This is a genomic window from Nocardioides astragali (assembly GCF_024436375.1).
Classification (GTDB): Bacteria; Actinomycetota; Actinomycetes; order Propionibacteriales; family Nocardioidaceae; genus Nocardioides; species Nocardioides astragali.
In genome coordinates this window covers 278,859-300,547 of record NZ_JAFMZM010000005.1, presented here as the reverse complement: position 1 = coordinate 300,547, position 21,689 = coordinate 278,859, and the positions used below count along the sequence as shown (strand labels likewise).

General features: G+C 72.1%; 21 protein-coding genes. 3 read left to right on the top strand and 18 right to left on the bottom strand.

Annotated elements, in window-relative coordinates; translation table 11 throughout:
* Positions 1-11 precede the first annotated feature (11 nt).
* The 17 genes from J3P44_RS18490 to J3P44_RS18410 form a co-directional block, all read right to left on the bottom strand.
* A complete protein-coding gene (locus J3P44_RS18490) occupies positions 12-1,949 on the bottom strand; it encodes an FAD-dependent monooxygenase (RefSeq protein WP_255891935.1) in 1,938 nt (645 codons plus the stop codon).
* The gene (locus J3P44_RS18485; RefSeq protein WP_255891934.1) at positions 1,946-5,527 is read right to left on the bottom strand and encodes an ATP-binding protein; all 3,582 of its coding nucleotides are present in this window, start codon (positions 5,525-5,527) and stop codon (positions 1,946-1,948) included. Before J3P44_RS18485 ends, J3P44_RS18490 begins: the two co-directional genes overlap by 4 nt.
* Before the next feature lie 123 nt (positions 5,528-5,650).
* Positions 5,651-5,911: a hypothetical protein gene (locus J3P44_RS18480; protein WP_255891933.1), complete on the bottom strand. Its 261-nt coding sequence runs from the start codon at positions 5,909-5,911 to the stop codon at positions 5,651-5,653.
* A gap of 37 nt (positions 5,912-5,948) precedes the next feature.
* Positions 5,949-6,782, bottom strand: coding sequence for a class I SAM-dependent methyltransferase (locus tag J3P44_RS18475; RefSeq protein WP_255891932.1), 834 nt, complete (start codon positions 6,780-6,782; stop codon positions 5,949-5,951).
* A 65-nt stretch (positions 6,783-6,847) separates the two neighbouring features.
* Positions 6,848-7,057 carry a hypothetical protein gene (locus J3P44_RS18470; protein ID WP_255891931.1) on the bottom strand — a complete coding sequence of 70 codons (210 nt, stop codon included), beginning with the start codon at positions 7,055-7,057 and terminating at the stop codon, positions 6,848-6,850.
* 137 nt (positions 7,058-7,194) lie between these two features.
* Positions 7,195-8,073 (bottom strand): AMIN-like domain-containing (lipo)protein, encoded by an 879-nt coding sequence (locus J3P44_RS18465; protein ID WP_255891930.1) that lies wholly within the window; start codon positions 8,071-8,073, stop codon positions 7,195-7,197.
* A 64-nt stretch (positions 8,074-8,137) separates the two neighbouring features.
* The gene (gene era / locus J3P44_RS18460; protein ID WP_255891929.1) at positions 8,138-9,217 is read right to left on the bottom strand and encodes a GTPase Era; all 1,080 of its coding nucleotides are present in this window, start codon (positions 9,215-9,217) and stop codon (positions 8,138-8,140) included.
* Complete coding sequence (locus J3P44_RS18455) at positions 9,210-9,986, bottom strand: siderophore-interacting protein (RefSeq protein ID WP_255891928.1); 777 nt, start codon at positions 9,984-9,986, stop codon at positions 9,210-9,212. Before J3P44_RS18455 ends, era begins: the two co-directional genes overlap by 8 nt.
* A 20-nt stretch (positions 9,987-10,006) precedes the next feature.
* On the bottom strand, positions 10,007-11,308 hold the full coding sequence (locus J3P44_RS18450; protein ID WP_255891927.1) for a class I SAM-dependent methyltransferase: 1,302 nt from the start codon (positions 11,306-11,308) through the stop codon (positions 10,007-10,009).
* On the bottom strand, positions 11,305-12,669 hold the full coding sequence (locus tag J3P44_RS18445) for an FAD-binding oxidoreductase (protein ID WP_255891926.1): 1,365 nt from the start codon (positions 12,667-12,669) through the stop codon (positions 11,305-11,307). Before J3P44_RS18445 ends, J3P44_RS18450 begins: the two co-directional genes overlap by 4 nt.
* A gap of 43 nt (positions 12,670-12,712) precedes the next feature.
* A complete protein-coding gene (locus J3P44_RS18440; RefSeq protein WP_255891925.1) occupies positions 12,713-13,063 on the bottom strand; it encodes a cytidine deaminase-like protein in 351 nt (116 codons plus the stop codon).
* The gene (locus J3P44_RS18435) at positions 13,060-14,373 is read right to left on the bottom strand and encodes a hemolysin family protein (RefSeq protein ID WP_255891924.1); all 1,314 of its coding nucleotides are present in this window, start codon (positions 14,371-14,373) and stop codon (positions 13,060-13,062) included. Before J3P44_RS18435 ends, J3P44_RS18440 begins: the two co-directional genes overlap by 4 nt.
* A 16-nt stretch (positions 14,374-14,389) precedes the next feature.
* Complete coding sequence (gene ybeY / locus J3P44_RS18430) at positions 14,390-14,851, bottom strand: rRNA maturation RNase YbeY (RefSeq protein ID WP_255891923.1); 462 nt, start codon at positions 14,849-14,851, stop codon at positions 14,390-14,392.
* Positions 14,848-15,888 carry a PhoH family protein gene (locus J3P44_RS18425; protein ID WP_255891922.1) on the bottom strand — a complete coding sequence of 347 codons (1,041 nt, stop codon included), beginning with the start codon at positions 15,886-15,888 and terminating at the stop codon, positions 14,848-14,850. The genes ybeY and J3P44_RS18425 overlap by 4 nt, the downstream gene beginning before the upstream one ends.
* A gap of 196 nt (positions 15,889-16,084) precedes the next feature.
* Positions 16,085-17,314, bottom strand: coding sequence for a hypothetical protein (locus tag J3P44_RS18420; RefSeq protein ID WP_255891921.1), 1,230 nt, complete (start codon positions 17,312-17,314; stop codon positions 16,085-16,087).
* Between the two features lie 6 nt (positions 17,315-17,320).
* A complete protein-coding gene (locus tag J3P44_RS18415) occupies positions 17,321-17,674 on the bottom strand; it encodes an HIT domain-containing protein (protein WP_255891920.1) in 354 nt (117 codons plus the stop codon).
* A 46-nt stretch (positions 17,675-17,720) separates the two neighbouring features.
* Positions 17,721-18,137 carry a DUF2695 domain-containing protein gene (locus J3P44_RS18410; protein ID WP_255891919.1) on the bottom strand — a complete coding sequence of 139 codons (417 nt, stop codon included), beginning with the start codon at positions 18,135-18,137 and terminating at the stop codon, positions 17,721-17,723.
* Positions 18,138-18,220: 83 nt separating this feature from the next.
* Between J3P44_RS18410 and J3P44_RS18405 the strand changes: the two genes are divergently transcribed.
* The 3 genes from J3P44_RS18405 (at position 18,221) to J3P44_RS18395 (ending at position 20,827) form a co-directional block, all read left to right on the top strand.
* Positions 18,221-19,174, top strand: coding sequence for a Gmad2 immunoglobulin-like domain-containing protein (locus J3P44_RS18405; protein ID WP_255891918.1), 954 nt, complete (start codon positions 18,221-18,223; stop codon positions 19,172-19,174).
* A 76-nt stretch (positions 19,175-19,250) separates the two neighbouring features.
* Positions 19,251-19,781, top strand: coding sequence for a SigE family RNA polymerase sigma factor (locus J3P44_RS18400; RefSeq protein WP_255891917.1), 531 nt, complete (start codon positions 19,251-19,253; stop codon positions 19,779-19,781).
* Positions 19,778-20,827, top strand: coding sequence for a Gmad2 immunoglobulin-like domain-containing protein (locus J3P44_RS18395; protein WP_255891916.1), 1,050 nt, complete (start codon positions 19,778-19,780; stop codon positions 20,825-20,827). Before J3P44_RS18400 ends, J3P44_RS18395 begins: the two co-directional genes overlap by 4 nt.
* Positions 20,828-20,948: 121 nt before the next feature.
* Here the strand turns inward: J3P44_RS18395 and J3P44_RS18390 are convergent, their stop codons facing one another.
* Positions 20,949-21,689, bottom strand: a complete 741-nt coding sequence (locus tag J3P44_RS18390) for a 16S rRNA (uracil(1498)-N(3))-methyltransferase (RefSeq protein WP_255891915.1) — start codon at positions 21,687-21,689, stop codon at positions 20,949-20,951.

Genomic DNA, 21,689 nt, shown 5'->3' with positions numbered 1-21,689 from the left:
CTCCGGCAGAGTCATGGCGCCGGTGGGTAGGGGGACAGCACCGGGAGGTACGAGCTCGCCTCACCGTGCCAGCTCCAGCGCGCGACGTCGTCGAGGCGGCGTCTGCCGCTGATTGCCCGGAACAGCTCGTACGCGTCCGCCTCGACCGCGGCACCTGGTGCAGCGCGTCCGCCGACCAGCCACTCCGCGGAGGCATCGCTCGTGTCGGCCAGCCGCAGCGGGGGAAGGCCTCGGGCCACGATCCGCTCCCCCAGCCAGGCCCGATAGCTGGCGAAGCCGTAGCGGGTGATGGGTGCATGCGGGTCCGCGTGCAGCCCCAGCGCCTCCTCGAGGTCGCCTATGTGGGCGGCGAGGTCGGCAGCCGGCGCTGCGATCATCCAGCCGGGCACGTCGACGGTGGCACGGTCGCCCCGTCGGAGCCCACGGATCAGCGCCTGTCCGTGACGCTCCAGCTCGGCGACGAGCTGGTGTCGGTCGAGGCCGCGACGGGACTCGACCTGCGCAGCGGTCCAGGCCTCGCGTCGAACGGCGAGGTCAAGGTCCGTCCACGCGAGTGTCGCGCCGTCGAAGAAGGCCCCGCGCACGGAGTCCTCGGCGACGCCGGACAGGTGGGCGACGAGGTCCTGCACCGACCAGAGCGGGCACGCCGGAACCTTGGTCTGAAGCTCCGCCTCGGAGAGGCCGTCGACCAGGGCGACCACGCGGCGCAGGCCGTCCTCGTACGCCGCGGCAGCGCGCCACCGGGCGGAGCGCTCGGGCGTGAAGACGGCGGCCAGCCCGGTCGTGCGCGCGAAGGTGTCGAGGAACTGCTGGCCGGCGACCGGGTCGGCGGCCAGTCCGGCGTACCGTGCCGCGGTCCGCGCTTCGGGCAGCCGCGCCACGCGGTAGGAGAAGTCGTAGGCCTCGGCGGAGCGGTCGGATCGCCACTGCTCGTAGCTCGTCAGGTCGCCGCCGCCGAGCAGCTGCTGCGCGACGTGCTCGGACTGGGCCAGGGCGTCGCCGATGCCCTGGCCTGTGGTCGGGTGCTTGAAGTGGCCGGCATCGCCGACGAGTGCCCAACCCGGTCCGGACGCTGCGCGGTAGTAGCCCCGCATCATCGTCTCCGGGGCACCGGCCACGGGCGAGACCAGCTCGGCGGCCTCGAGCAGGCGTGGGTTGAGCACGGCCGGGAAGTCCAGCAGCATCCGGCGGTAGCGGGCGGCCACGTCCGCCGCGGTGCCCCGGGTCAGCGCTGCCGGGCCGGCCACGGTGAGGAGGTGCAGCCCGTCCTCGCACGGAGCCGCCATCAGCGCCGAGCCTTCGCGCATGTCCAGTCGGATCCAGTCGGAGTCGGGTAGTCCGCGCCAGTAGCCGAGCAGCATCGCCACCTCGCCGCGGCGCTCGTCGCGGCGCTCGAGCCCGAGGTGGTGGGCCACGCTCGAGTGCTGTCCGTCTGCGCCCAGGACCCAGGGCGCACGAAGCTCGGTTCCGTCGTCGAGCCTGACTCCGCGGACGGGGTCGCCGTCGATGCCGGAGCCGAGGAGCCCGGTCACCTTCCGGCCCAGCACGACGTGCGCGCCGGCGTTCTGGGCCACGTCGACGAGGACGGCGTCCAGGCTGATGCGGCGCACCGACAGCGCCCGGTCGTGCCCTCGGACCGGGGTGAACGAGCCGGCGACCTCGTGGCCCAGCACCCGCCAGGCATAACGGGCAGGGACGAGGCGGTGGCGGCGCCCGAGGAGCTCGAGGGCGCCGAGATCGTCCAGGCGTGCCACGCCGTCGGGGAAGAGCACATGCGTGGACAGCGTGTCGCTCGGGAACCGTGCCTTGTCGATCACGGCCACCCGCCAGCCCCCGCGCGCCAGGTGGGTGGCGAGCGACGACCCGGCGCAGCGGGCGCCCACGATGATGGCATCGAACGTCTCGGCGGGGCGGCTCGGCCGATCGTCCGGCGCTGTCGGTCTGGTCATGGGCCGAGTGTGGTCCTCGGGCGTTGAGGTGGCGTTGAGGTCCCGCGGGGCTGATCTCCCTCCGCCACGCGGTCGGCCCACCACCGCGCCGGCGCCCCTGTGCGGGTGAGGACGTCAGCGGCCTCGAGGCGCCGGGCGGCCGCCTCGTCGCGAAGGCCCCCTCCCTCGAGCGCGCGCGCCCACTCCTCCAGTGCCACCGCGAGTCGCCAGGGGACGCGGTAGCGCGCGAACACCTCGGCGGCCTGCTGTGCTCCGGCCACGGCGGCCGCCCAGTCGGTGTCGCGAGCGGCGGCTCTGGCCCCGGCCAGGGCCACCTCGCCCACCAGCCCGCGCCAGTTCTCGTCACCGTCCAGCAGGCCCACGCACGCGGCGAGGTGCGCGGCGGCCTCCGTCGGGTCGGTGGTGCGGAGCCCGGCCAGGCGGGCGCGGAGCCAGATCTCGCTCGGGACCTGAGGGGACGAGGTGACGATCTCCAGCCCTTGGTGCAGCACTTCGGACGCTCGGCCATCCTCACCCAGCACGAGCAGCGCGTCGGCGAGCCAGCGCGCGTTCGCGATCGCGTCGTGACGGTCACCGGCGGCGAGGTCGTGGTCGAGCGCCGCCTGCCACTGGGCGGCCGCCTCCTCCCACTCCCCCGACAGGAACCGGACCAGTCGGCGACCCACGGCCTGTTCCGGCAGACGGGCCGCCGCCCGCTGGGCCACGTCGAGCTCACCGGTCGTCGCCAGGGCAAGCACGAGCTGGTCCGTCAGGGCGTCATGCTGCTGGAGAAGTCGGTCGACGCGGGGCTGGCCGAGGCCGCGTCGGCACCACGACCGCCCCTGGCCCGGATCGAGCAGGTACACCGTGCAGATCAGGGCGGCGGCGTTGGAGGGCGGCCAGCCCGCCGCGGGGTCGCCCAACGACCGCCCGGCCGACCAGGCCGCCTCGAGGTGGGCCAGTGCGGCGCTGGGGCGGCCTTGGTCGAGGGCGAGCCATCCACGGCCCCACTCGGCGACGATGGACGGCTCCGGCCGGCCCGTGGTCTCGGCGATCGCCCGGCACCGCTCGGCCGCCGAAGCCATGGTCGCGGTGTCGAGGGCATGCATCGCGGCGGAGAGGCGGCCGCGGTGGAGGCTGAACCGGTGCGCGGGCGAGGGCAGCATCCGCTCGGCCGCGCTGAAGTGCTCCAACGCACGGACGACATCCATGTGGGCGTGCGGGACGACCAGGGCTCCGCCGAGCCGGCTGTGGACCATCCCGGCAGCCTCGGCGTCACCGAGCTCCAGATAGGTGCCCAGTGCGCTCTCCAACAACTCCACGACACGGGTGTAGCCGCGGCCGGCACGGAGGCGAAGTAGCGCGACATCCACGTGGGCCGCGGCCTGCTCGGCCGGCGTCGCCGCTCGGTGCAGCAGGCCGAGACGGGCCTCGGCGAGGCGCACGGCGACGTCGAAGCCGAACCCGGCCGCCGCCACGTGCACAGCCCGGTCCACGAGGGCCGCAGCCTCCGAGGGGTCGGCGGCGGGCCCGGCCTCGAGGGCGTGGCCGGCGGCCGCGATGACGTCAGCGTCGGCAGGGTGCGCGCCCAGCACCGCGTCGACCGCGCGGTGGTGCAGCCGCTGGCGCCGCGGGAGCGGGACCTCGGCGTAGACGGCCTCCCGCATCAGGTCGTGCTGGAACGCGTAGCCACCAGCCCACGACTGTCCCGCCTCGACGAGGAAGCCGCTGCCCACGGCTCGCTGGAGCGCCTCGACCACACGCTCCTCGCGTTCCTCGAGCACGTGGCCCAGGCGCGCCAGCTCCACCTCCCGGCCGAGCACCGCGGCCGCGGCCAGGGCGGCCCGCGTCTCGTCGCTGAGCTGGCTGAGCCGGTGCCGCAGCACCCCTCGCAGCCCGGTGGGCAGGTCCTCGCCGAGCCGCCCGGAACGCAGGTCGTCGGGTCCCAGGCCACGGAGCACCTCCCGGGCGAAGAACGGGTTGCCCCCCGTCCGCTCCCAGAGCGCATCCACGAGCGCGGGCTGGGCGTCGTCACCGCCCACGTGCAGCGAGGTCACCAGCTCGCCCAGGTCTTCTCGGTCCAGGGCGGAGAGCGACACCAGCCTGGTCATCTCGTAGACACCGCCGCGGCCCAACAGGCCGGCGAGCGGCACGTGGCGGCTCCCGGGAGGATCGCGGAAGCAGACGACCACGAGTGAGCGCTCTGGAAGTCGGGTGACGAGCACCGCGAGGAGGCCCGACTCCTCTTCGGTCAGTCGTTCCGCATCCTCCACGACGAGCAGGAGCGGGCCCTCCCGAGCCAGCGCGGCCAGCAGCCACTCCACCGCCCGGGCCAGACCGGCCAGCTGATCGGGATCTGCCCCGCGCGCTCGGTCGACCCCGGCATCCAGGTCGAAGGGAAGCAGCGGGTGCAGCCGGGCGCGCACGCCGGTCGGCGCCGCCGAAGCCAGCCGCTGTGCGGCGGTGCTGCCGCCGAGGGCCGAGGACAGGGCGGCGTACGGCACGGTCTCGTCGCAGCGTCCGACGAGGACGGTGGCACCGTCCTCGGTGGCGAGATGCGCGAGCTCGGCCGCGAGCCTCGACTTGCCCATCCCCGCGGGGCCACCGAGCGCCAGCAGCCCGCGTTCCCCGTCACGCACCTCCTGCCAGGCAGCCGTCGTCGTCGCGAGGGCGGAGTCCCGGCCCACCATGGGCGAGCGCCGGAGAGCGGCGAAGACGGCGTCCGACGGCGGTCGCGGCACCGACGCCCGGGGTCCAGGCGCGACGGACGGGGCGGCCTCGCGGGCCGACATCGTGTCATCGACGGGCCTGAGCAGGGCCGGATCCTGTCGGAGCACGGCGGTCTCGAGGGCCTGCAGGTCGGGGCTGGGGTCGATGCCGAGCTCGTCGCCGAGGCGCTGCTTGGTCGCCGCGTACGCCGCCAATGCGTCGACCTGGCGCCCCGAGCGGTAGAGCGCCAGCACCAGCAGGCCGCACAGCCGCTCGTGGTAGGGGTGCGCCGCGACCAGCTCCTGGAGCCGCCCGACGATGTCGCGGTGCTGGCCCAGCTCGAGCGCGGCCGCCATCGCAGTCTCCTCCGCGACCACGCGGAGCTCGCCGAGCCGGGCGACGGTCGTCCCCGCGAAGTCGGGCGGCCCGAGGTCGCTCAGCACGTCGCCACGCCACATGGCGAGGGCGTCGCGCAGGAGCGCAGCGGCACGTGCGGGCTCGCCCATCCCGATCGCCTCCTGGCCGCGGTCCACCAGGTCCTCGAAGACCTCGGCATCGAGGTCGGTCCGGTCGAGGACGAGCGCATACCCTCCCGCGCGGGTGACCAGCGCGCCGTCTGCTCCGGCCGCGGCCAGGACACGCCGCACCGCCGCGACATGGGTGCGTAGCGTGGTCGCCGCCCCTTCCGAGGGGGACTCGCCCCACATGGCGGTCACGAGGACCTCGCTGCTCAAGGGGCGGTCGCGTCGGAGCAGGAGCAGCGCCAGCAGCTGACGGGCACGTGGTCCGCCCAGGGCGACCGGACGGCCCTCGGCGCTGCGCACCTGCAGCGGCCCCAGGATGCCGAAGCGAGGGGGCGCCGCATACGGTCGAGTGCGCTCGCCACTCATGGCGCTCACCCTAGTTGTCACCACAGGCGAGGGCCGTGGCCAACGGCGTCTGCGGGTGCCGGTTGCGGACGCACGGTCGAGGACCGGACCCGCGACGCGGACCCGGTCCTCGACCAGGGGAGCTCACTCGCCGGTGCGGTCTGCCGGCACCCCTCGCACGGGAAGATCCGTCGGAGGGTAGATACGAGGGATGCTGGTGGGCGGGTCGACACGAGGGATGTTGGTGGGCGGGTAGATGCGCGTCGGGTCGAACGGTTCGGTGACGCCGGGGCTGTCTTCCGGGCTGTCTTCCGGGTTGGCCGTGGCCGCGTTGCACGCTGTCGCCGCGAGCGCGGTGAGAACTACACCGGCGACGGCGGCGCGCCGGTTGTTGATGATGGACATGAGATTTCCTCTTTCGGTTTGGTGGTTGGTTGTGGCGTCAACGGCGGGTCGCCGTGACGATGCGGTACTCCCAGTCGAGGACGACGCCGGACCCGGTGCCGTGGCCACGGGCGTTCGCCTCCGCGTGGTGGACCAGGTCGGCGCGCAACGCCGTCCGGCCTGCCTCGTCGAGCCGCATCGCAGCAGCACGGGTCGGCCCGTAGTAGGTCAGGAACAGGTCGGCGAACGCTTCCGCGCTGGTGAACCTCTGGGTGACCGTGTGCAGGGAGGACTGCACGTCCCCGACCCGGTCACCCAGGAGCTCGGCGACGACGTCCTCCTCACCCCACCGGACCGGTGACTGGGCGCCGGGCGGCGGTGACACGTGCTTCCCGACGATGCCCAGGATGCCGCCTACGAACCCCGACCGGGTCCAGGACGCCAGCACGATCCGCCCGCCGCCACGAACCACACGTCCCAGTTCCGAGGCGGCGCGGTCGTGGTCCGCGGCGAACATGACGCCGATCGCCGAGATGGCGACGTCGAAGCTGCCGTCCTCGAAGGGGAGCTGCTCGGCCGGGGCCTCGACGAAGCCGACGTCCAGCCGCTCGGCGGCCGCCCGTCCCCGGGCGAGGTCGAGCAGCGCGGGGACGTAGTCGATCCCGGTGACGAGTGCGCCGACCCTGGCGGCGGCGAGGGCGGCGTGCCCGGTGCCGGTGGCGACGTCGAGGACCTTCTCGTCCGGGACGATCTCGGCCGTCGAGACCAGGGTCTCGTTGACGGCCACGGTGAGAGCGGCGATCCGGTTGTAGTCGCCGGAGCTCCACACCTGCTGCTGCTTCTCGCGCAGCGCGGTCATGACCTCGGCGTGGTCGAGCTGGGTTGCGGACATGGTGGTTCCTTCCATGGGGTTGTTGTGGTGGTGGTGGTGGTGCGTGCCGCGCGACGGTCGGCCTCTCACGAGACGGCGGCGACCAGTGCCGCGAGCCAGGCAGGAAGTGAGGGCAGTCCGGCGCGGGTGGGCGGCACGAGGTCACCGGTGCGGGTCGTGCGTGCGGCCCGGTCGGCGAGACGAAGCTCGTGCTCGGCCAGGCGACCGGGGTGGCCGGCGGCTCGCGCGACCTCGCGGGCCCGGGCCTGCGTCACGAGCTGGTTCATGGTGTTCATCAGTGGCTCCTCACTTGTCAGGGAAGAGCGTCCTGCGGCGCCGTTGAGCCGGCGTTGAGGCGCGGTGGAGGCCGACGGCCGGACGGCGCGACCGGCTCACCCAGGACGCACGCATCCGTGGGCGAGGTGCCCAGCGCTCAGGGGTTGAGGCAGTCCGGGATCGAGTCCGTCGGCCCGCTCGGGTCGGCCGTCATGCCGGAGGGGTCGAGGATCTTGACCCAGTCGACCGTGTCGAACTGGCGCAGCGACGGCATGATCTCGCCGGCGATCGTCACCGTTGATCCCCCGCTGCTGCACCCGCCCCGCAACCTGACCCGGGCGATGCCGCCGGAGATGGCCAGGTCGGCGAAGCCCGAGGCGCGGGACCTGACCAGCCGCAGCCCGTGGCTCCGCTCGCGTTCGAGTGGGCCGGCGAAGAGGCGGTCCATCACACCGGTGGCGGGCGAGCCCAGTGGGACGGGTCGTACCCTGGCGACGAAGAACGGCTCCTGGTTGGCGACGAAGCGGTCCTCGTCGAGGAAGAACACCTTGCGGTCGACCGTCGCAAAGCCGGCGCGCACCGCGACCACCACGCGGCTGCGACCGGGCTGCCTGATCACGTCGAACCGAGTGCGCTTCGCCAGCCCGATGCCGTACGTCGTCCAGCCCTCGAAGAGGCCCGAGCGGACCGCGGTCATCGCGTTCGGCGTGGCGAACGCCCGACGAGCGGGCGCGGGGCTCGCGCTGTCGGTGCGGGTGAGGTGGAGGCCGACCTGCAGGATCGCCCGGCCGGCGATCCTGATCGGAAGTCCGGAGCCGTCGCCGCGCAGCCGGTCGACGTAGCGGACGTCGAAACCTGAGGGAGCACCCTGGTCGAACTGGAAGATCACGCGGTCAACACCTGCGCGGTGCACGGCACGTACGTCGACCAGCTGAGGCAGGGCGGGCGGTGCGGGTGCCGGATCCGCCATTGCGGGCGACGGGACCAACAGCCCGGCCATCATGAACGCCGAGGACAGCAGGCGCAGCATCCTCATGGCACACCCTCAGGGAGACGACAGCCGGACCCCGAGCCTACGCTCGTAGCGCGGACTCGCCGGGCTAGAAGCCCAGCTTGCGGAGCTGTCGCGGATCGCGCTGCCAGTCCTTGGCGATCTTGACCTGGAGGTCGAGATAGACCGGGGTGCCCAGGAGCGCCTCGATCTGCTTGCGGGCAGCCGTGCCGACCGCTCGGAGGCGGGAGCCCTTGTGCCCGATCATGATCCCCTTCTGGGAGTCACGCTCGACGTAGAGGTTGGCCACGATCACCAGCAGGGGCTTGTCGTCCGGACGCCCCTCGCGCAGGCCCATCTCCTCCACCACGACGGCGATCGAGTGCGGCAGCTCGTCGCGCACGCCCTCGAGCGCGGCCTCGCGGATCAGGTCGGCGGCGAGCGCCTCCTCGGGCGCGTCTGTGAGGTCTCCGTCGGGGTAGAGCGGTGGTCCCTCCGGCATCAGCCCGACCAGCAGGTCGGCCAGCAGGTCGACCTGGTCGCCGGCGACGGCGGAGACCGGCACGACCTCTGCCCACTCGGTCGAGGTCTCCCGGCCCAGGGCGGCGATGTCCATCAGGTGCGAGGCCAGCTGGTCGGGGGTGACCAGGTCGGTCTTGGTGGCGACCGCGACCCGGGTCGTCCGGCGCACCTTGGCCAGCTCGGTGACCAGGAACCGGTCACCGGGACCGATCTTCTCGTTGGCGGGGAAGCACACCGCGACCACATCGACCTCGGCCCACGTCGTGCGCACCAGGTCGTTGAGCCGCTCGCCGAGCAGCGTGCGGGGCCGGTGCAGGCCGGGGGTGTCGACGAGGATCAGCTGGGCGTCGTCGCGGTGCACGATGCCGCGCACCACGTTGCGAGTGGTCTGCGGCTTGTCGGAGGTGATGACGATCTTCTGACCCACGAGCGCATTGGTCAGCGTCGACTTGCCGGCGTTGGGCCGGCCGACGAAGGACGCGAAGCCGCTGCGGTAGCCCTCGGGCGCCTGGTAGAACGCGCCGGCGGGCGCGACGCCGGACACGTCGAAGTCGTCGTCCAGCTCGTCGTCCGTCTCGTCCTCGGTCTCGTCGACCTCCTCGTCGACCTCCTCGTCGACCTCGCCGTCGAGCTCGCCATCGGTGATGTCGTCGTGCTCGTCAGCCATCGCTCGCCTCTCGCGCTGCGTCGTAGTCGGCCCAGATCTGCTCGTCACTCTTCCCTGCGGCCTTGCCGGCGCGCCAGATGGGGCCGGGGTCGACAGCTCGCGGCTGGCGCCCGGCGGTGGCGCGCCAGTAGCCCATGACGTCGTAGTGGCTGGTCGGCAGGCCGACCTCGCGCATCAGGTGCTTGCGGATCGCCCGCATCTGGGCGGACTCCCCCGCCATCCAGAAGTAGCCCTCTCCCTCCGGCCAGTCGATGCCCTCGACCACCTCGGCCAGCGCGCTCTGCCCCGAGGACGGCGGGGCGAGCCACGTGACCTGTGCGTGGTCGGGCAGGTAGCCGGTCAGGTCGTCGGACACCTCGGCCTTGACGTACGTCGGCAGGTCGGGGTGGGTCTCGAGGATGCGGGCCATCGCCGGCATCGCCGTCAGGTCGCCGACGAGCAGCAGCCACTGGGCGCCCACGGGCGGTGCGAAGGACGACTTGGGCTCGGTGATCGTCACGGTGTCACCGATGCAGTCGCGCATCGCCCACTCGGTGACGAGGCCGACGTCGTGGACCACCACGTCGAGGGTGAGCTCGCCGCCGGCGAAGGACCGGACGGTGTAGTAGCGGCTCTGGAACTGGCCGGGGACGACCAGGCCCACCCACTCGTCGGGCACGCCGGTGCTCTCGAAGCCGTCGAGGCCGTCGAGGACCAACCGGACGAGGTGGTCCGTCAGCGGTTCGCGGCGACGTACGGTCGCCTGGAACTGCGCTGCGCGGGTGCTCACCCGACGAGGTTATCGGTGGCTCACCAGTCCGGGCGCATCGGGAAGTCGGAGCGTCCGTCGGCGTGGTTGCGGGTCGCCAGGACCTGGTGCAGCTCGACCTCGCCACGCTCGAACCCGACCCGCGAACCGGCGATGTAGAGGCCCCACACCCGGGCGGTCCCCTCGCCCACCTCGGCGACGCACTCGTCCCAGTTGTCGACGAGGTTGCGGTTCCAGTCCCGGAGCGTGGAGGCGTAGTGCGGGCGGAGGTTCTCGCAGTGCTGCACCTCGAGGCCCTGGTCCTGCGCCGCGGTGATGATCGTGCCGGAGCCGATCAGCTCGCCGTCGGGGAAGACGTAGCGGTCGATGAACGCGCCCGTCTCCTGCCGCGTGTTGTGCTGCCGGGTGATGGAGTGGTTGAGCAGGCGGCCCCCGGGCTTCAGCCGGTCGCGCAGGTGGGCGAAGTACGTCGGGTAGTTGCGCACGCCGACGTGCTCGGTCAGCCCGATCGAGCTGACGGCGTCGAAGCCGGTCTCGGCGACGTCGCGGTAGTCGAGGTGTCGCACCTCGGCCAGGTCACCGAGGCCTTCCCTGTCGATCGCCTCCTTGCCCCACTCGGCCTGCTCCAGCGAGAGCGTGACGCCGAGCGCCTTCACGCCGTACTCGCGGGCCGCGTGGCGGACCATCGTGCCCCAGCCGCAGCCGACGTCGAGCAGCCGTTGGCCGGGCTGGAGGCCGAGCTTGCGGCACACCAGGTCGAACTTCGCGGCCTGCGCCTCCTCCAGCGTCGCCTCCGGTGTCGGGTAGAGGGCGCAGGTGTAGGCCATCGACGGCCCGAGCACCATCTCGTAGAACCGGTTGGAGACGTCGTAGTGGTGCGAGATCACTCCGGCGTCACGCGACATCGAGTGCCGCAGTCCCTCGACGGCGCGCCGCCAGCGAGGCAGGTGCTCCTGCGGGGGCGGTGGTGGCGGACGCAGGCGCGAGAGCTCCAGGCTGCGGGCGATCAGCAGGGCCTCCGACGGCGTGGGGACGCGGAACTTCGTGTTGTCCTTGAGCAGGACGAGCGCGTCGTAGGGGTCGCCCGGGTGGACGCCGGAGAGGTCCAGGTCGCCGCTGACGTAGGCACGCGCCATGCCGAGGTCGCCGGGTGCGGTCATCAGGTAGGCCAGGCCGCGCTCGGTGCGCAGGTCCATGCCCAGCGCCGCATCGGGCGGCCCCGCGCTGCTGCCGTCGTACGCCGTGAAGCGCAGCGGCAGCCCTCCCCTGACCAGCCGGTCCATCGCCTGGGCGATGGTCAGCCGGGGGGAGGCCGTCGAGCTCGATCCAGGGCTGGAGCTCATCGTCGTTGCACCACCTTGTCGTAGAGAGCAGTGAGTCGGTCGTCAGGATCGTGGAGGGCCTTGACGCCGGCCAGGTGAGCGCCGTTGTAGAGGCGGTCGAACTCCTCGCGCTCGTAGAAGGCCTCGGAGTAGAGGCTCTTGTGCCCGCCCAGCTCGGTCACCTTCTGCTCGATGGCCCGGTTGCGCGGGGACTGCGGGGCATCGGGACCGACGTTGACGACACCCCAGAAGCCCACGTTGACGTACGTCGTACCGGCGGTGAGCGGGTAGCCGGGCCACGGCCGGTCGGCTCCTCCGCGACGCAGCCGCAGCGGGCACAGCCACACCGGCCGCATCCCCACCTCGCGGTCGAACCACTCGAGGAACTCGGCGAGCCGGGCGACCGGGACCTCGACGTCCTGGACGACACGCTCGCCCTGCGGCCGGCCGGCGCGGCGGTCGAGCCGGTCCCCGATGCCGAACCGGCGATCGAGGGCGACCAGGCGCCAGTAGACGTCGGAGCGGCGCAGCCGCCTCGGCCACACGCGGCGGACGAGCGGGTGCTGCGCGCCGAAGGCGCGCGAGCACCAGAACCAGTCGGTGTCCCAGCGCCACAGGTAGTCGTGCATCGTCAGCCGGTCGGTCGGGTGCTGCTGGAGCGAGCGGTAGTAGACCTGCTGGCCGGTGTAGTCACTCGTCGGTCCGGGCTCGTCGGTCCAGCGGGCGAGGGTGAGGTAGAGCTCGCCCGGGGTGAAGGCGACCCCGTCGAGGCCGTCGACCCGCTCCCCCACCCACTCCCGCTCGTCGACGATCCGCGCCACGGCCGCGGCCAGGGAGGCGGCGTCGTCGAAGCGGACGTGCCGCAGTGCGACGTACGGCCCCACCTGCTCCAGCTCGATGCGCAGCCGGGTGGCGTAGCCGAGCGAGCCGTAGGAGTTGGGGAAGGCGTCGAAGAGGTCGTCGCCCGGCGTCGTGGTCACGATCTCCCCCGAGCCCGTCATCACGTCCATCTCGAGCACGGACTCGTGCGGCAGCCCGTTGCGGAAGCTGGTCGACTCGATGCCCAGCCCGCTCACCGCACCGCCCAGCGTGATCGTCCTGAGCTGGGGCACCACGAGCGGCATCCGGCCGTGCGCGAGGGTCGCGTCGACCAGGTGCTCGTAGGTGCACATCCCCTGCACCTCGGCGACGTCGCCGTCGACCTCGATGACGCCCGCGAGTCCCGAGACGTCGAGCCCGGCCCCGAGCTCGGACCGGCCACGGAACAGGTTGCTCGTGCGCTTGGCCAGCCGCACCGGCGCGCCACGGGGCAGAGCGGCGTAGGACTCCCGGAGCCTCGCCACTCCCTCCGTATGGACCTGGCGGCCCACGTGGGTGCTCACGGCGGCCACGCTAGCGAAGAAAGTGGTGCCACCGCGAGATCATTCAGGTGGTGTGGGTGCTCGTGCGCGTGTGGATCGAGCCTGTCGCGTCACCGATGAGCACCGGAACGCCGGGGCCGGCGAACTCGCTGGCCGCGTCGAGGTCGACCGCGCCGTCGGTCAGCACCACGGCCGCCTCGAGCCCGGTCGACCCCGACGAGATCGCCATCGCGACGCACACCTCCAGTGCGGTCAGCCGCAGCCGCTCCAGGCCGACGCTGGCCCCGGCGTAGGTGCGGCCGTCGAGGTCGCGTACGGCGGCACCCTCCGACGCGCGGGTCCGCGACCTCGTCGCCCGGGCCAGGGTCACCAGCTTGGCGTCCTCGGAGCCCAGCTCGCCTGGCAGATCTGTCATGCCTGCAGCCTATGAGGCGCGGCGACGTCGGTGTCCTCCGCCTCGGGCACCAGCACCGAGACCAGGACGGTGTCGATCTTGTTGCGGCGACCGGTCGCTCGCTCGGCCTCGAGACGCAGGCCGTGGCACTCCACCACGGACCCGGGGATCGGGACCTTGCCGAGGTGCTTGGCCATCAGCCCGCCGACGCTGTCGACGTCGTCGTCCTCGACGTCGAAGCCCACGAGCTCGTCGAGGTCGTCGACCGGGAAGCGCGAGGAGACCCGGATGGCGCCGTCGTCGAGGTGCTCGACCTCGACCTCGTCGTTGTCGTACTCGTCGGTGATCTCACCGACGATCTCCTCCAGCACGTCCTCGATCGTGACCAGGCCGGCGGTGCCGCCGTACTCGTCGACGACCACGGCGATGTGCTGACGGCGCGCCTGCAGCTCGGTGAGAAGTGCGTCGACCGGCTTGGAGTCGGGCACGTAGTGGACCGGGCGCATCACCTCGTCGACCCGCTGGGTGAACTCGACGTCCGGGGCCTCGAAGTCGCGCCGGACGAGGTCCTTCAGGTAGGCCATGCCGACGACGTCGTCGAGGTTGTCGCCGATGACGGGGATCCGGGAGTAGCCGCTGCGCAGGAACAGCGACAAGGTCTGGCGGATGTTCTTGTGCCGCTCGATGTAGACCACGTCGGGTCGCGGGACCATCACCTCGCGGGTGCTGGTGTCGCCGAGCTCGAAGACGGAGTGGATCATCCTGCGCTCGCCGGACTCGATCACCGCTGACGCCTCGGCGAGGTCGACCAGCTCGCGCAGCTCGGTCTCGGTCGAGAAGGGGCCTTCGCTGAAGCCCTTGCCAGGGGTGATGGCGTTGCCGAGAAGGATCAGCAGCGCGGGGATCGGACCCAGGATGGTGGTGACCAGCGAGATCGGTCCCGCCGAGAGCAGCGCGACCTTCGCGTCGTGCTGACGGCCGAGGGTGCGGGGGGCGACGCCGATCACCACGAAGGAGACCACCAGCATCACGCCGACCGTCGTGAGCACGGTCGGCAACCACGCCCCGTCGTAGGCGTCACGCGCCCAGGTGGTGACCAGGACGATGGCGCTGATCTCGCACAGCAGCCGCAGGAGCAGCGCGGTGTTGAGGTAGCGGGCGGGGTCGTCGAGGATGGCAACGAGCCGCGCGGCACCCGGCCGGCCCTCGGTCCGCATCTCCTCGGCGCGCGCCCGCGAGAAGCCCGCGAGGGCGGCGTCGGCGGCGGAGAAGACGCCGGCGAGCAGGACCAGCAGGGTGGCCGAGACCAGCTGCCAGATGTCGGCGGTCATCGGAGTCGGGTCATCGTCAGCCGGGTTCCTGGGCCGAGCGCCACTGTTCGAGCAGCTCGCCCTGCAGGCCGAACATCACCGCGTGCTCCTCCGGCTCGGCGTGGTCGTAGCCGAGGAGGTGCAGGATGCCGTGGACGGTGAGGAGGTCGATCTCGGCCTCACGCCCGTGCCCGGCTTCCTTCCCCTGCCGCTCCGCCACCGCCGGTGCCAGCACGAGGTCGCCGAGCACGCCCTCCTCCGGCTCCTCGTTGACCTTGCCAGGACGCAGCTCGTCCATCGGGAAGGCGAGCACGTCGGTCGGCCCGTCCTTCTCCATCCACTGCCCGTTGAGCTCGGCGATGGTGTCCTCGTCGACCGCCTTGATGCACAGCTCGGCCTGCGGGTGGACCCGCATCTGGTCCATCACGAAGCGCGCCAGCCGGGACAGGCGGCGTACGTCGAGCTCGAGGCCGGACTCGTTGAGGACCTCGATGCTCACCGGGTGCTCCGCTCGGCCTTGGTCGGGCCGGACTTCGGCAGCCGGGGCTGCTCCTGGGCGTCGAACACCTCGTAGGCCTCGACGATGCGGCCCACCAGCCGGTGGCGTACGACATCGGTGCCGGTCAGCCGGCAGAAGGTGATGTCGTCCACGCCGTCGAGGATGCCCTCGACCACTCGCAGCCCGGACTTGGTGCCGGAGGGGAGGTCGACCTGGCTGGTGTCGCCGGTGACCACGATCCGCGAACCGAAGCCCAGCCGGGTCAGGAACATCTTCATCTGCTCGGGCGTGGTGTTCTGTGCCTCGTCGAGGATGATGAACGAGTCGTTGAGCGAGCGGCCGCGGAGGAACGCCAGGGGCGCCACCTCGATGGTGCCGGCGGCGAGCAGCTTGGGGATCGTCTCGGGGTCGACCATGTCGTGGAGCGCGTCGTAGAGCGGGCGCAGGTAGGGGTCGATCTTCTCGCTGAGGGTGCCGGGCAGGAAGCCGAGCCGCTCGCCCGCCTCGACCGCCGGGCGGCTCAGGATGATCCGGTTGACGTCCTTCGCCTGCAACGCCTGCACGGCCTTGGCCATCGCGAGATAGGTCTTGCCCGTGCCCGCCGGCCCGATGCCGAAGGTGATCGTGCTCTTGTCGATCGACTCGACGTAACGCTTCTGGTTGAGCGTCTTGGGCCGGATGGTGCGCCCGCGGTTGGACAGGATGTTGAGGCTCAGCACCTCGGCCGGGCGCTCCTGGGTCTCGGTGCGGAGCATCTGGATGATCCGCTCGACCGTCTCGGTGGTGACGCCCTGACCGGTGCGGACCAGCGTGACGACCTCGTCGAGGAGGCGCTCTGCCATCGCGACCTCGGCGGAGTCGCCGGCGAGGGTGATCCGGTTGCCGCGCACGTGGATCCTGGCCGCGAAGGCGCGCTCGATCAGCCTGAGGTGCTCGTCACCCGGACCCAGGACCGAGACCATGTCGATGCTGTTGGGGACGACGACGGTGTGCGTCGGCGTGTCCTGCTGGGTGTCGGTGCGAGTCGTGTCAGTCATGAGGCCCGTGACGGGCGGCCTTCCGGGTCGGTGGCAGAGCCCCTCCATGCTACCGAGCAGTCCGCGTCCGGCCCACTTGATTGAGCGTGACGCTGTCGGTCCACCATGGGATGTCGCCGAATCCGCACTTCCCTCGGTCAATTGACCCGGGGAAGTGCAGGCTCACCGACATCCCATGATGAACAGGCAACGGCGGTCAGCCGCGGGTGACCTGCAGCAGCCCGAGGCACATCTCGTCGGTGGTGCCCTCGCCCCACACGACGTAGCGGTCGGGCTGCCCCTCGAAGGCGGGCAGCTTGTCGCGGAGCCACTGGACGTGCCTGCAGGTCACCTTCACCTGGTCGAACGGCTCGAGGCGCACCGGCTCGATGGGACGCCCACCCTGGTCGTCGAAGTCCCACACGGGGATGTCGAGGACGGTCCGCGCCTCGGGGGTGCCGGGGTTGACCTCGATCCTGATCGAGCGGCCCAGCAGGTGCATGTGGCCGGCGACGCCGTGGATCGTCAGCGGCTCGCCCAACGTGCGCACGCAGGACTGCTCCTCACCGGCCTTCGGCTTGCCTCCGCAGAGGAGGTGGAGGAGGTCCGCGGTGTTGCCCTCCGCTCCGAAGCGCTCCTTGACGTCCGCGAGGGCCGCGGCGCGGTCGCACAGCTCGCCGTCGGAGTGCTTCGGCCGGCAGGGCAGCTCGACCGGCGCGGGCAGCAGCATCGTGCTGAGCGCCTGGTAGGGGCGCTTGCCGGGGGCGAGGCGCAGCTGGGCGGCGGAGGTGTCGGGCTGCTGGCCGGCGAGCAGGTTGTAGTGCACCTGCATGACGACCCGGCTGCCCTTGGCGAGGCGGACGCCGAAGCCGGGTTTGACGACCGACTCCTCGCCACCCGGCGCCCAAGCGCCGATCCAGGCGGCGTTGTCGACGTCCTGGAACTGGTCGAGCCCGGTGCCCCCGAAGCAGGTCCAGCCTTCGTCCTCCTCGGCGTCGTCCTTGGCCTCCGCCGCGGCCACCTGCGCGGGCGGCACCTGGAACAGGATCACGTGGTGGACCACCTCGGGGTTGCCGGGCAGGACGTGGGTGCCGGTGAGCCACGTGTCCCGCTCGAGCCCGGGGTCCAGCAGGAAGCAGCGGTAGTCGTCGGTGCCGGTGCCGTAGGGCGCGGACGGCGTGTAGCTGCCAGGCATGGCGATCGTCGTACGCGTCTCACCCGCCCGCAGCGACTTGGACCTCGCCGGCTCGGCGTAGTGGCCGTCGTGGCCCTCCCCCGCCGCCTGTGCCTCGTCGCCGGCGGTCGCCGCCGAGCTCGGGGCGTCGGCAGGCTGCGTGGCGCGCCGGTCGCCGTCGGAGGCGTCGCTGCCGCTGCACGCGGACAGCGCGACCAGGGACACCGTCAGGGCGGCGGCGAGGGCGACGGGGCGGCGACGTCGAGGGGACACGGGCACTCAGACCAGGGACTCGGTCATGCCGGACGCACCGCCGAGCACGTGGAGGTGGGTGTGGAGGACCGTCTGGCCGACCCCGGCCCCGGTGTTGATGACGAGGCGGTAGTCGTCGTTGCCGGCGGCCTTGGCGACCTCGTCGGCCAGCGCCACGGCGTGACCGAGGATCGCCGGGTCCGCTGCGGCGGACGCGGCAGCGTTGGCGTAGTGGTCTACCGGCACCACGAGGGCATGGAAGGGAGCCTGCGGATTGAGGTCCTTGAAGGAGATCGCGTGCTCGTTGCGACCCAGGACGTCGGCCGGGATGTCCCCCGAGACGATCTTGCAGAAGACGCAGTCGGGGTCGGCAATGCTCACCGTCCCAGCCTAATGTCTGCCGACGCGGAGCGGGCTGGTTCGTCGTTCACCACCCGCGGCGACGCCGCTCCCAGTTGCCGCACGGTTGGGTCGAGCCCAGCCGCACCCCGGTGCAGGGGGGCAGCTCCTCCGGCGGCTCGGCTTCGATGATCTCGGCGTAGCCCTCGCGCTCCACCTCGCGCTCCGGCGACCACAAGCGGCTGTGGACCGACCACCCGTTCAGAAAGATCTCGCAGTCGCAGAAGCCGCCCCTCTGACCCAGCCGACGCTCGAGACCGACCGCACGCGGGGCACGGAGGTCGCGGAAGCGACAGGCGAAGCGCAGCTGGTTGTCGCAACCGAACTCGTCGAGGCTGCGCGCGACGAAGCACAGCAAGCACTCGCCGGGGCGTGGCTCCGTCAGGTCGGTCGCGAGCTCTCGCAACCAGGACTCGATCTCGTCGGTGGTGGTGGACTCGCTCATGCACCTTTCCTAGCGATCCCCACCGACACCGACGCGGCGTGTAACCGGAAGCAGGACCCGCTCGTCCAACTACCGTGAAGAACATGACCTTCCCCGCTCGCCGTCCGTCCGTCCGACACTGGGCGCGCGTGTCCGCCACCGTCCTGGCCTGCGGGCTCGCCCTGGTCGCGTGCAGCGACGAGACCGTGCCGACGTCCGGCGAGGCGCGCGAGCCCGGCAAGCAGAGCCCGAAGACCCCGAAGACTCCCCCGCCCTCCGAGCCGGCCGAGTCCCCGGCCGAGTCCCCGGCCGAGTCGCCCGCCGACGACGGCGGCACCGCCGTCCCGATCTACTGGGTCGGCGACGGCCCGGGCGGTGAACCGCGGCTCTTCCGCGAGTTCCACCGGGTGCAGGGCAACCCGCTCACCGAGGCCGCTCGGCTCGTGATGGGCGGCGGCCAGCCCGACGACCCCGACTACCGCACGCTGTGGCCAGAGGTGGAGGTCGCCGACGTCGGCGCCTCCGACGGCGTCCTGCTGGTGCAGATCCCCGGCGACGGGTTCACCGAGCGTCCCGACGGGATGACGAGGCGCGACGCGCGGCTGGCGATGCAGCAGCTGGTCTACACCCTCCAGGGCGTGCAGCAGGAGCGGGTGCCGATCCTCGTCAAGCGCGGCGGCACCGACTTCCGGCTCCTCGGGCTGCCCACCGACGTGCAGCACGAGCAGGCCAGCGCCCTCGAGACCCTCAACCTCGTCAACATCACCTCGCCCGAGGAGGGCGCCACCGTCACCGGCGACACCCTGACGGTCACCGGGGTGGCCAACTCCTTCGAGGCCTCCGGCCCGTGCCGTCTCATCGCGGGCGGCCAGGAGGTCGCGCTCGAGGGCTATCAGTCCGAGGGCTGGATGGAGGACCGACTGTTCCCGTTCGAGGTCGAGCTCCCGCTGGACGGCGTCACCGGCGAGGTCGTCGTCCAGTGCGAGACCGACGACCCCAGCGGCGGCACCGAGGGCCACGGCCCGGCGATCGACACCAAGACGATCACCGTGCAGTAGCTGTCAACCGACTCCCCGGTCCGCGCGTCCAACTCGTGTGACCATCCAGACCAAGCCGCGTCGCGGGAGGGTGCAGGTGACCGGACACCCGGACCTCACCGGCCGCGACGCCGACGCGGCCGTCGAGCAGCTGTACGCCGCTCACTGGCGCCAGCTGGTCCGGCTCTCCGTGCTGCTGGTGCACGACCAGGCGTCCGCCGAGGACGTCGTCCAGGACGCCTTCGTGGCGATGCACGGGCACTGGTCGCGGCTGCGCGACCCGGACAAGGCACTGGCCTACCTGCGCCAGGCCGTGGTCAACCGCTCGCGTTCGACCCTGCGGCACCGGGTCGTGGTGGACCGGCACGCGCGCTCGAGTGCCCTCAGCGAGGGCTCGTTCGAGGGACCGACCGTCGGCGGAGCGCGGCGCGACGCCGTGCGGCACGCGCTGCTGCAGCTCTCCGACCGGCAGCGGGAGGTGCTGGTGCTGCGCTACTACCTGGACTGGTCCGAGGCGCAGATCGCCGACGCGCTGGGGATCTCGCGCGGCGCGGTCAAGGCCCACGCCCATCGGGGCAGCGCCGCACTACGAGACCTGCTCGGCGACTGGTGGGAGGAGCCGTCATGAGTGACGACCCGGTGCGCGAGATGCTGCGCGAGGTGGCCGACGGCGTCGAGCCGGGCGACCGGCTGGACGCGATCCGTTCCGCGACCTCCGGCGGCCGGCGTACGAGCCGGGGCTGGTGGGCCACCGGCGGCGTCGCTCTCGTCGCGGCGTCCGTGGTGACCGCGCTGGCGCTGACCACGGGCGGTACGCCGCGGAGCGAGGATCCCGACCCGGCTGAGCCGACGCCCACGCGAACGACCGCGACCAATGGCCCGCGGCCCGAGCAGGAGCCACGAGCAAGGCCCGTCTACTACCTGGGTGACACGCCGGACGGACCACGGCTCTACCGCGAGTTCCGCCCCTTGGCCGGTGACCCACTGCAAGTCGCGGTCGACGCGGCGATCGGCCGGGGACAGGACGATCGTTCGCTGGCTCCGCTCGACCCGGACTATTGGGTGCCGTGGCCGGAGACGACCTGGGCGGGCGCCATCGTCGACTACGACGAAGGGGTCATCGAGATCTCGCTCGCCGCCAGTCCGTTCGCGGGGGATCCCGAGACCGATCTTCGCAGCCGCGGCACGTTGTCGCAGGCCGAGGCCGAGCTCGCTGTCGAGCAGGTCATCCGGACCGCGCAGGCTGCGGTCCAGGAGCGGCTTCCTGTCCGCTTCCTGCTCTACAACGAGATCACCGACCAGGTTCTCGGCGTCCCGACCTCGGAGCCGTTGGCGGAGGGCTCCGACCTGGAGGTGCTCGCTCACGTGTCCCTCTCCGACCCGTCCGACGGAGCGACCGTCGACAACGACGACCCCTTCACCGTGAAGGGACTCGGCAACTCCTACGAGGGCAACATCGTCACGGAGATCCAGCGCCACGAGGGAGTCGTGGAGATCGTCCAGATGGAGCCGGCTATCGCGGGCACCTACGAGGACAAGCTGTTCCCGTTCGAGGTGACCTTCGACCTCACCGATGTTCCGCCGGGCGACTACCTGGTGACCTCCCGCACCGACGACCCGTCAGGCGAGGCCCGCTTCCACACCGACTCCCGCCGGATCACCATCGTCGACTGAGTCGCGTGCTTGGTCCTGAGCACCAGCTTCCTGCGTTCGGTGCGCGTCCATCGCAGGAAGCTGGTGCTGTGGACCGAGTACCGCACGACAGCGGGCCAATGGCCCTCGACGAGGTCGGCGCTCACGCCCAGCGACCGGTGCGCGACAGCAGCGCGCCGACCGCGACGACGCCCGCCGTGGAGGTCCGCAGCACCTCGGCGCCGAGCCGTACGCTCCGCGCCCCCGCGTCAGCGAGCGAGGCGAGCTCCTCGGGTGCGATCCCGCCCTCCGGGCCGACCACGACGACGATGCGGCCGGACGCGGGTACGTCGACGGCGCTGAGCGCAGCGGTTGCGTCCTCGTGCAGCACCACGGCGAGGTCGGCCTCGGCGACCAGCGCCGCGAGGTCCGCAGTCGAGGCGAGCGGCGAGACGGTCGGCAGCCACGAGCGGCGAGACTGCTTGGCGGCCTCCCGGGCGGTGGCCTGCCACTTGGCGTGGGACTTGACGGCCCGCTCGCCCTTCCAGACCGCGACCGAGCGGGACGCCGCCCACGGCACGATCCGGTCGACGCCGACCTCGGTGAGCACCTCGACGGCGAGCTCGCCGCGCTCGCCCTTGGGCAGGGCCTGCACGACCGTGATCGCGGGGTCCGGCCGAGGATCCTGGTCGACCGTCCCGACGCGGACCGAGAAGACCCGCTTGCCGGTGGCCGCCACCTCGCCGGTGGCCGAGGTCCCGAGGCCGTCGGTCAGCACGACCGGCTCACCCTCGCGGAGTCGTCGTACGGCGACGGCGTGGTGGGCCTCGTCGCCGGTCACCTCGACGAGGGAGCCGGGGACGGCGCCCGCCAGCGAGTCGACGAGGTGGACCGGCAGCGACAC

Bases quoted from the DNA above. Each gene is read 5' to 3' on its own strand.
- J3P44_RS18405 (WP_255891918.1), top strand. From the start codon at position 18,221: ATGACCTTCCCCGCTCGCCGTCCGTCCGTCCGACACTGGGCGCGCGTG.
- era (WP_255891929.1), bottom strand. From the start codon at position 9,217: ATGGCTGACGAGCACGACGACATCACCGATGGCGAGCTCGACGGCGAG.
- J3P44_RS18450 (WP_255891927.1), bottom strand. From the start codon at position 11,308: ATGAGCTCCAGCCCTGGATCGAGCTCGACGGCCTCCCCCCGGCTGACC.
- J3P44_RS18410 (WP_255891919.1), bottom strand. From the start codon at position 18,137: ATGAGCGAGTCCACCACCACCGACGAGATCGAGTCCTGGTTGCGAGAG.
- J3P44_RS18475 (WP_255891932.1), bottom strand. From the start codon at position 6,782: ATGTCCGCAACCCAGCTCGACCACGCCGAGGTCATGACCGCGCTGCGC.
- J3P44_RS18425 (WP_255891922.1), bottom strand. From the start codon at position 15,888: ATGACTGACACGACTCGCACCGACACCCAGCAGGACACGCCGACGCAC.
- J3P44_RS18485 (WP_255891934.1), bottom strand. From the start codon at position 5,527: ATGAGTGGCGAGCGCACTCGACCGTATGCGGCGCCCCCTCGCTTCGGC.
- J3P44_RS18435 (WP_255891924.1), bottom strand. From the start codon at position 14,373: ATGACCGCCGACATCTGGCAGCTGGTCTCGGCCACCCTGCTGGTCCTG.
- J3P44_RS18490 (WP_255891935.1), bottom strand. From the start codon at position 1,949: ATGACCAGACCGACAGCGCCGGACGATCGGCCGAGCCGCCCCGCCGAG.
- J3P44_RS18395 (WP_255891916.1), top strand. From the start codon at position 19,778: ATGAGTGACGACCCGGTGCGCGAGATGCTGCGCGAGGTGGCCGACGGC.
- J3P44_RS18440 (WP_255891925.1), bottom strand. From the start codon at position 13,063: ATGACAGATCTGCCAGGCGAGCTGGGCTCCGAGGACGCCAAGCTGGTG.
- J3P44_RS18470 (WP_255891931.1), bottom strand. From the start codon at position 7,057: ATGAACACCATGAACCAGCTCGTGACGCAGGCCCGGGCCCGCGAGGTC.
- J3P44_RS18480 (WP_255891933.1), bottom strand. From the start codon at position 5,911: ATGTCCATCATCAACAACCGGCGCGCCGCCGTCGCCGGTGTAGTTCTC.
- J3P44_RS18465 (WP_255891930.1), bottom strand. From the start codon at position 8,073: ATGAGGATGCTGCGCCTGCTGTCCTCGGCGTTCATGATGGCCGGGCTG.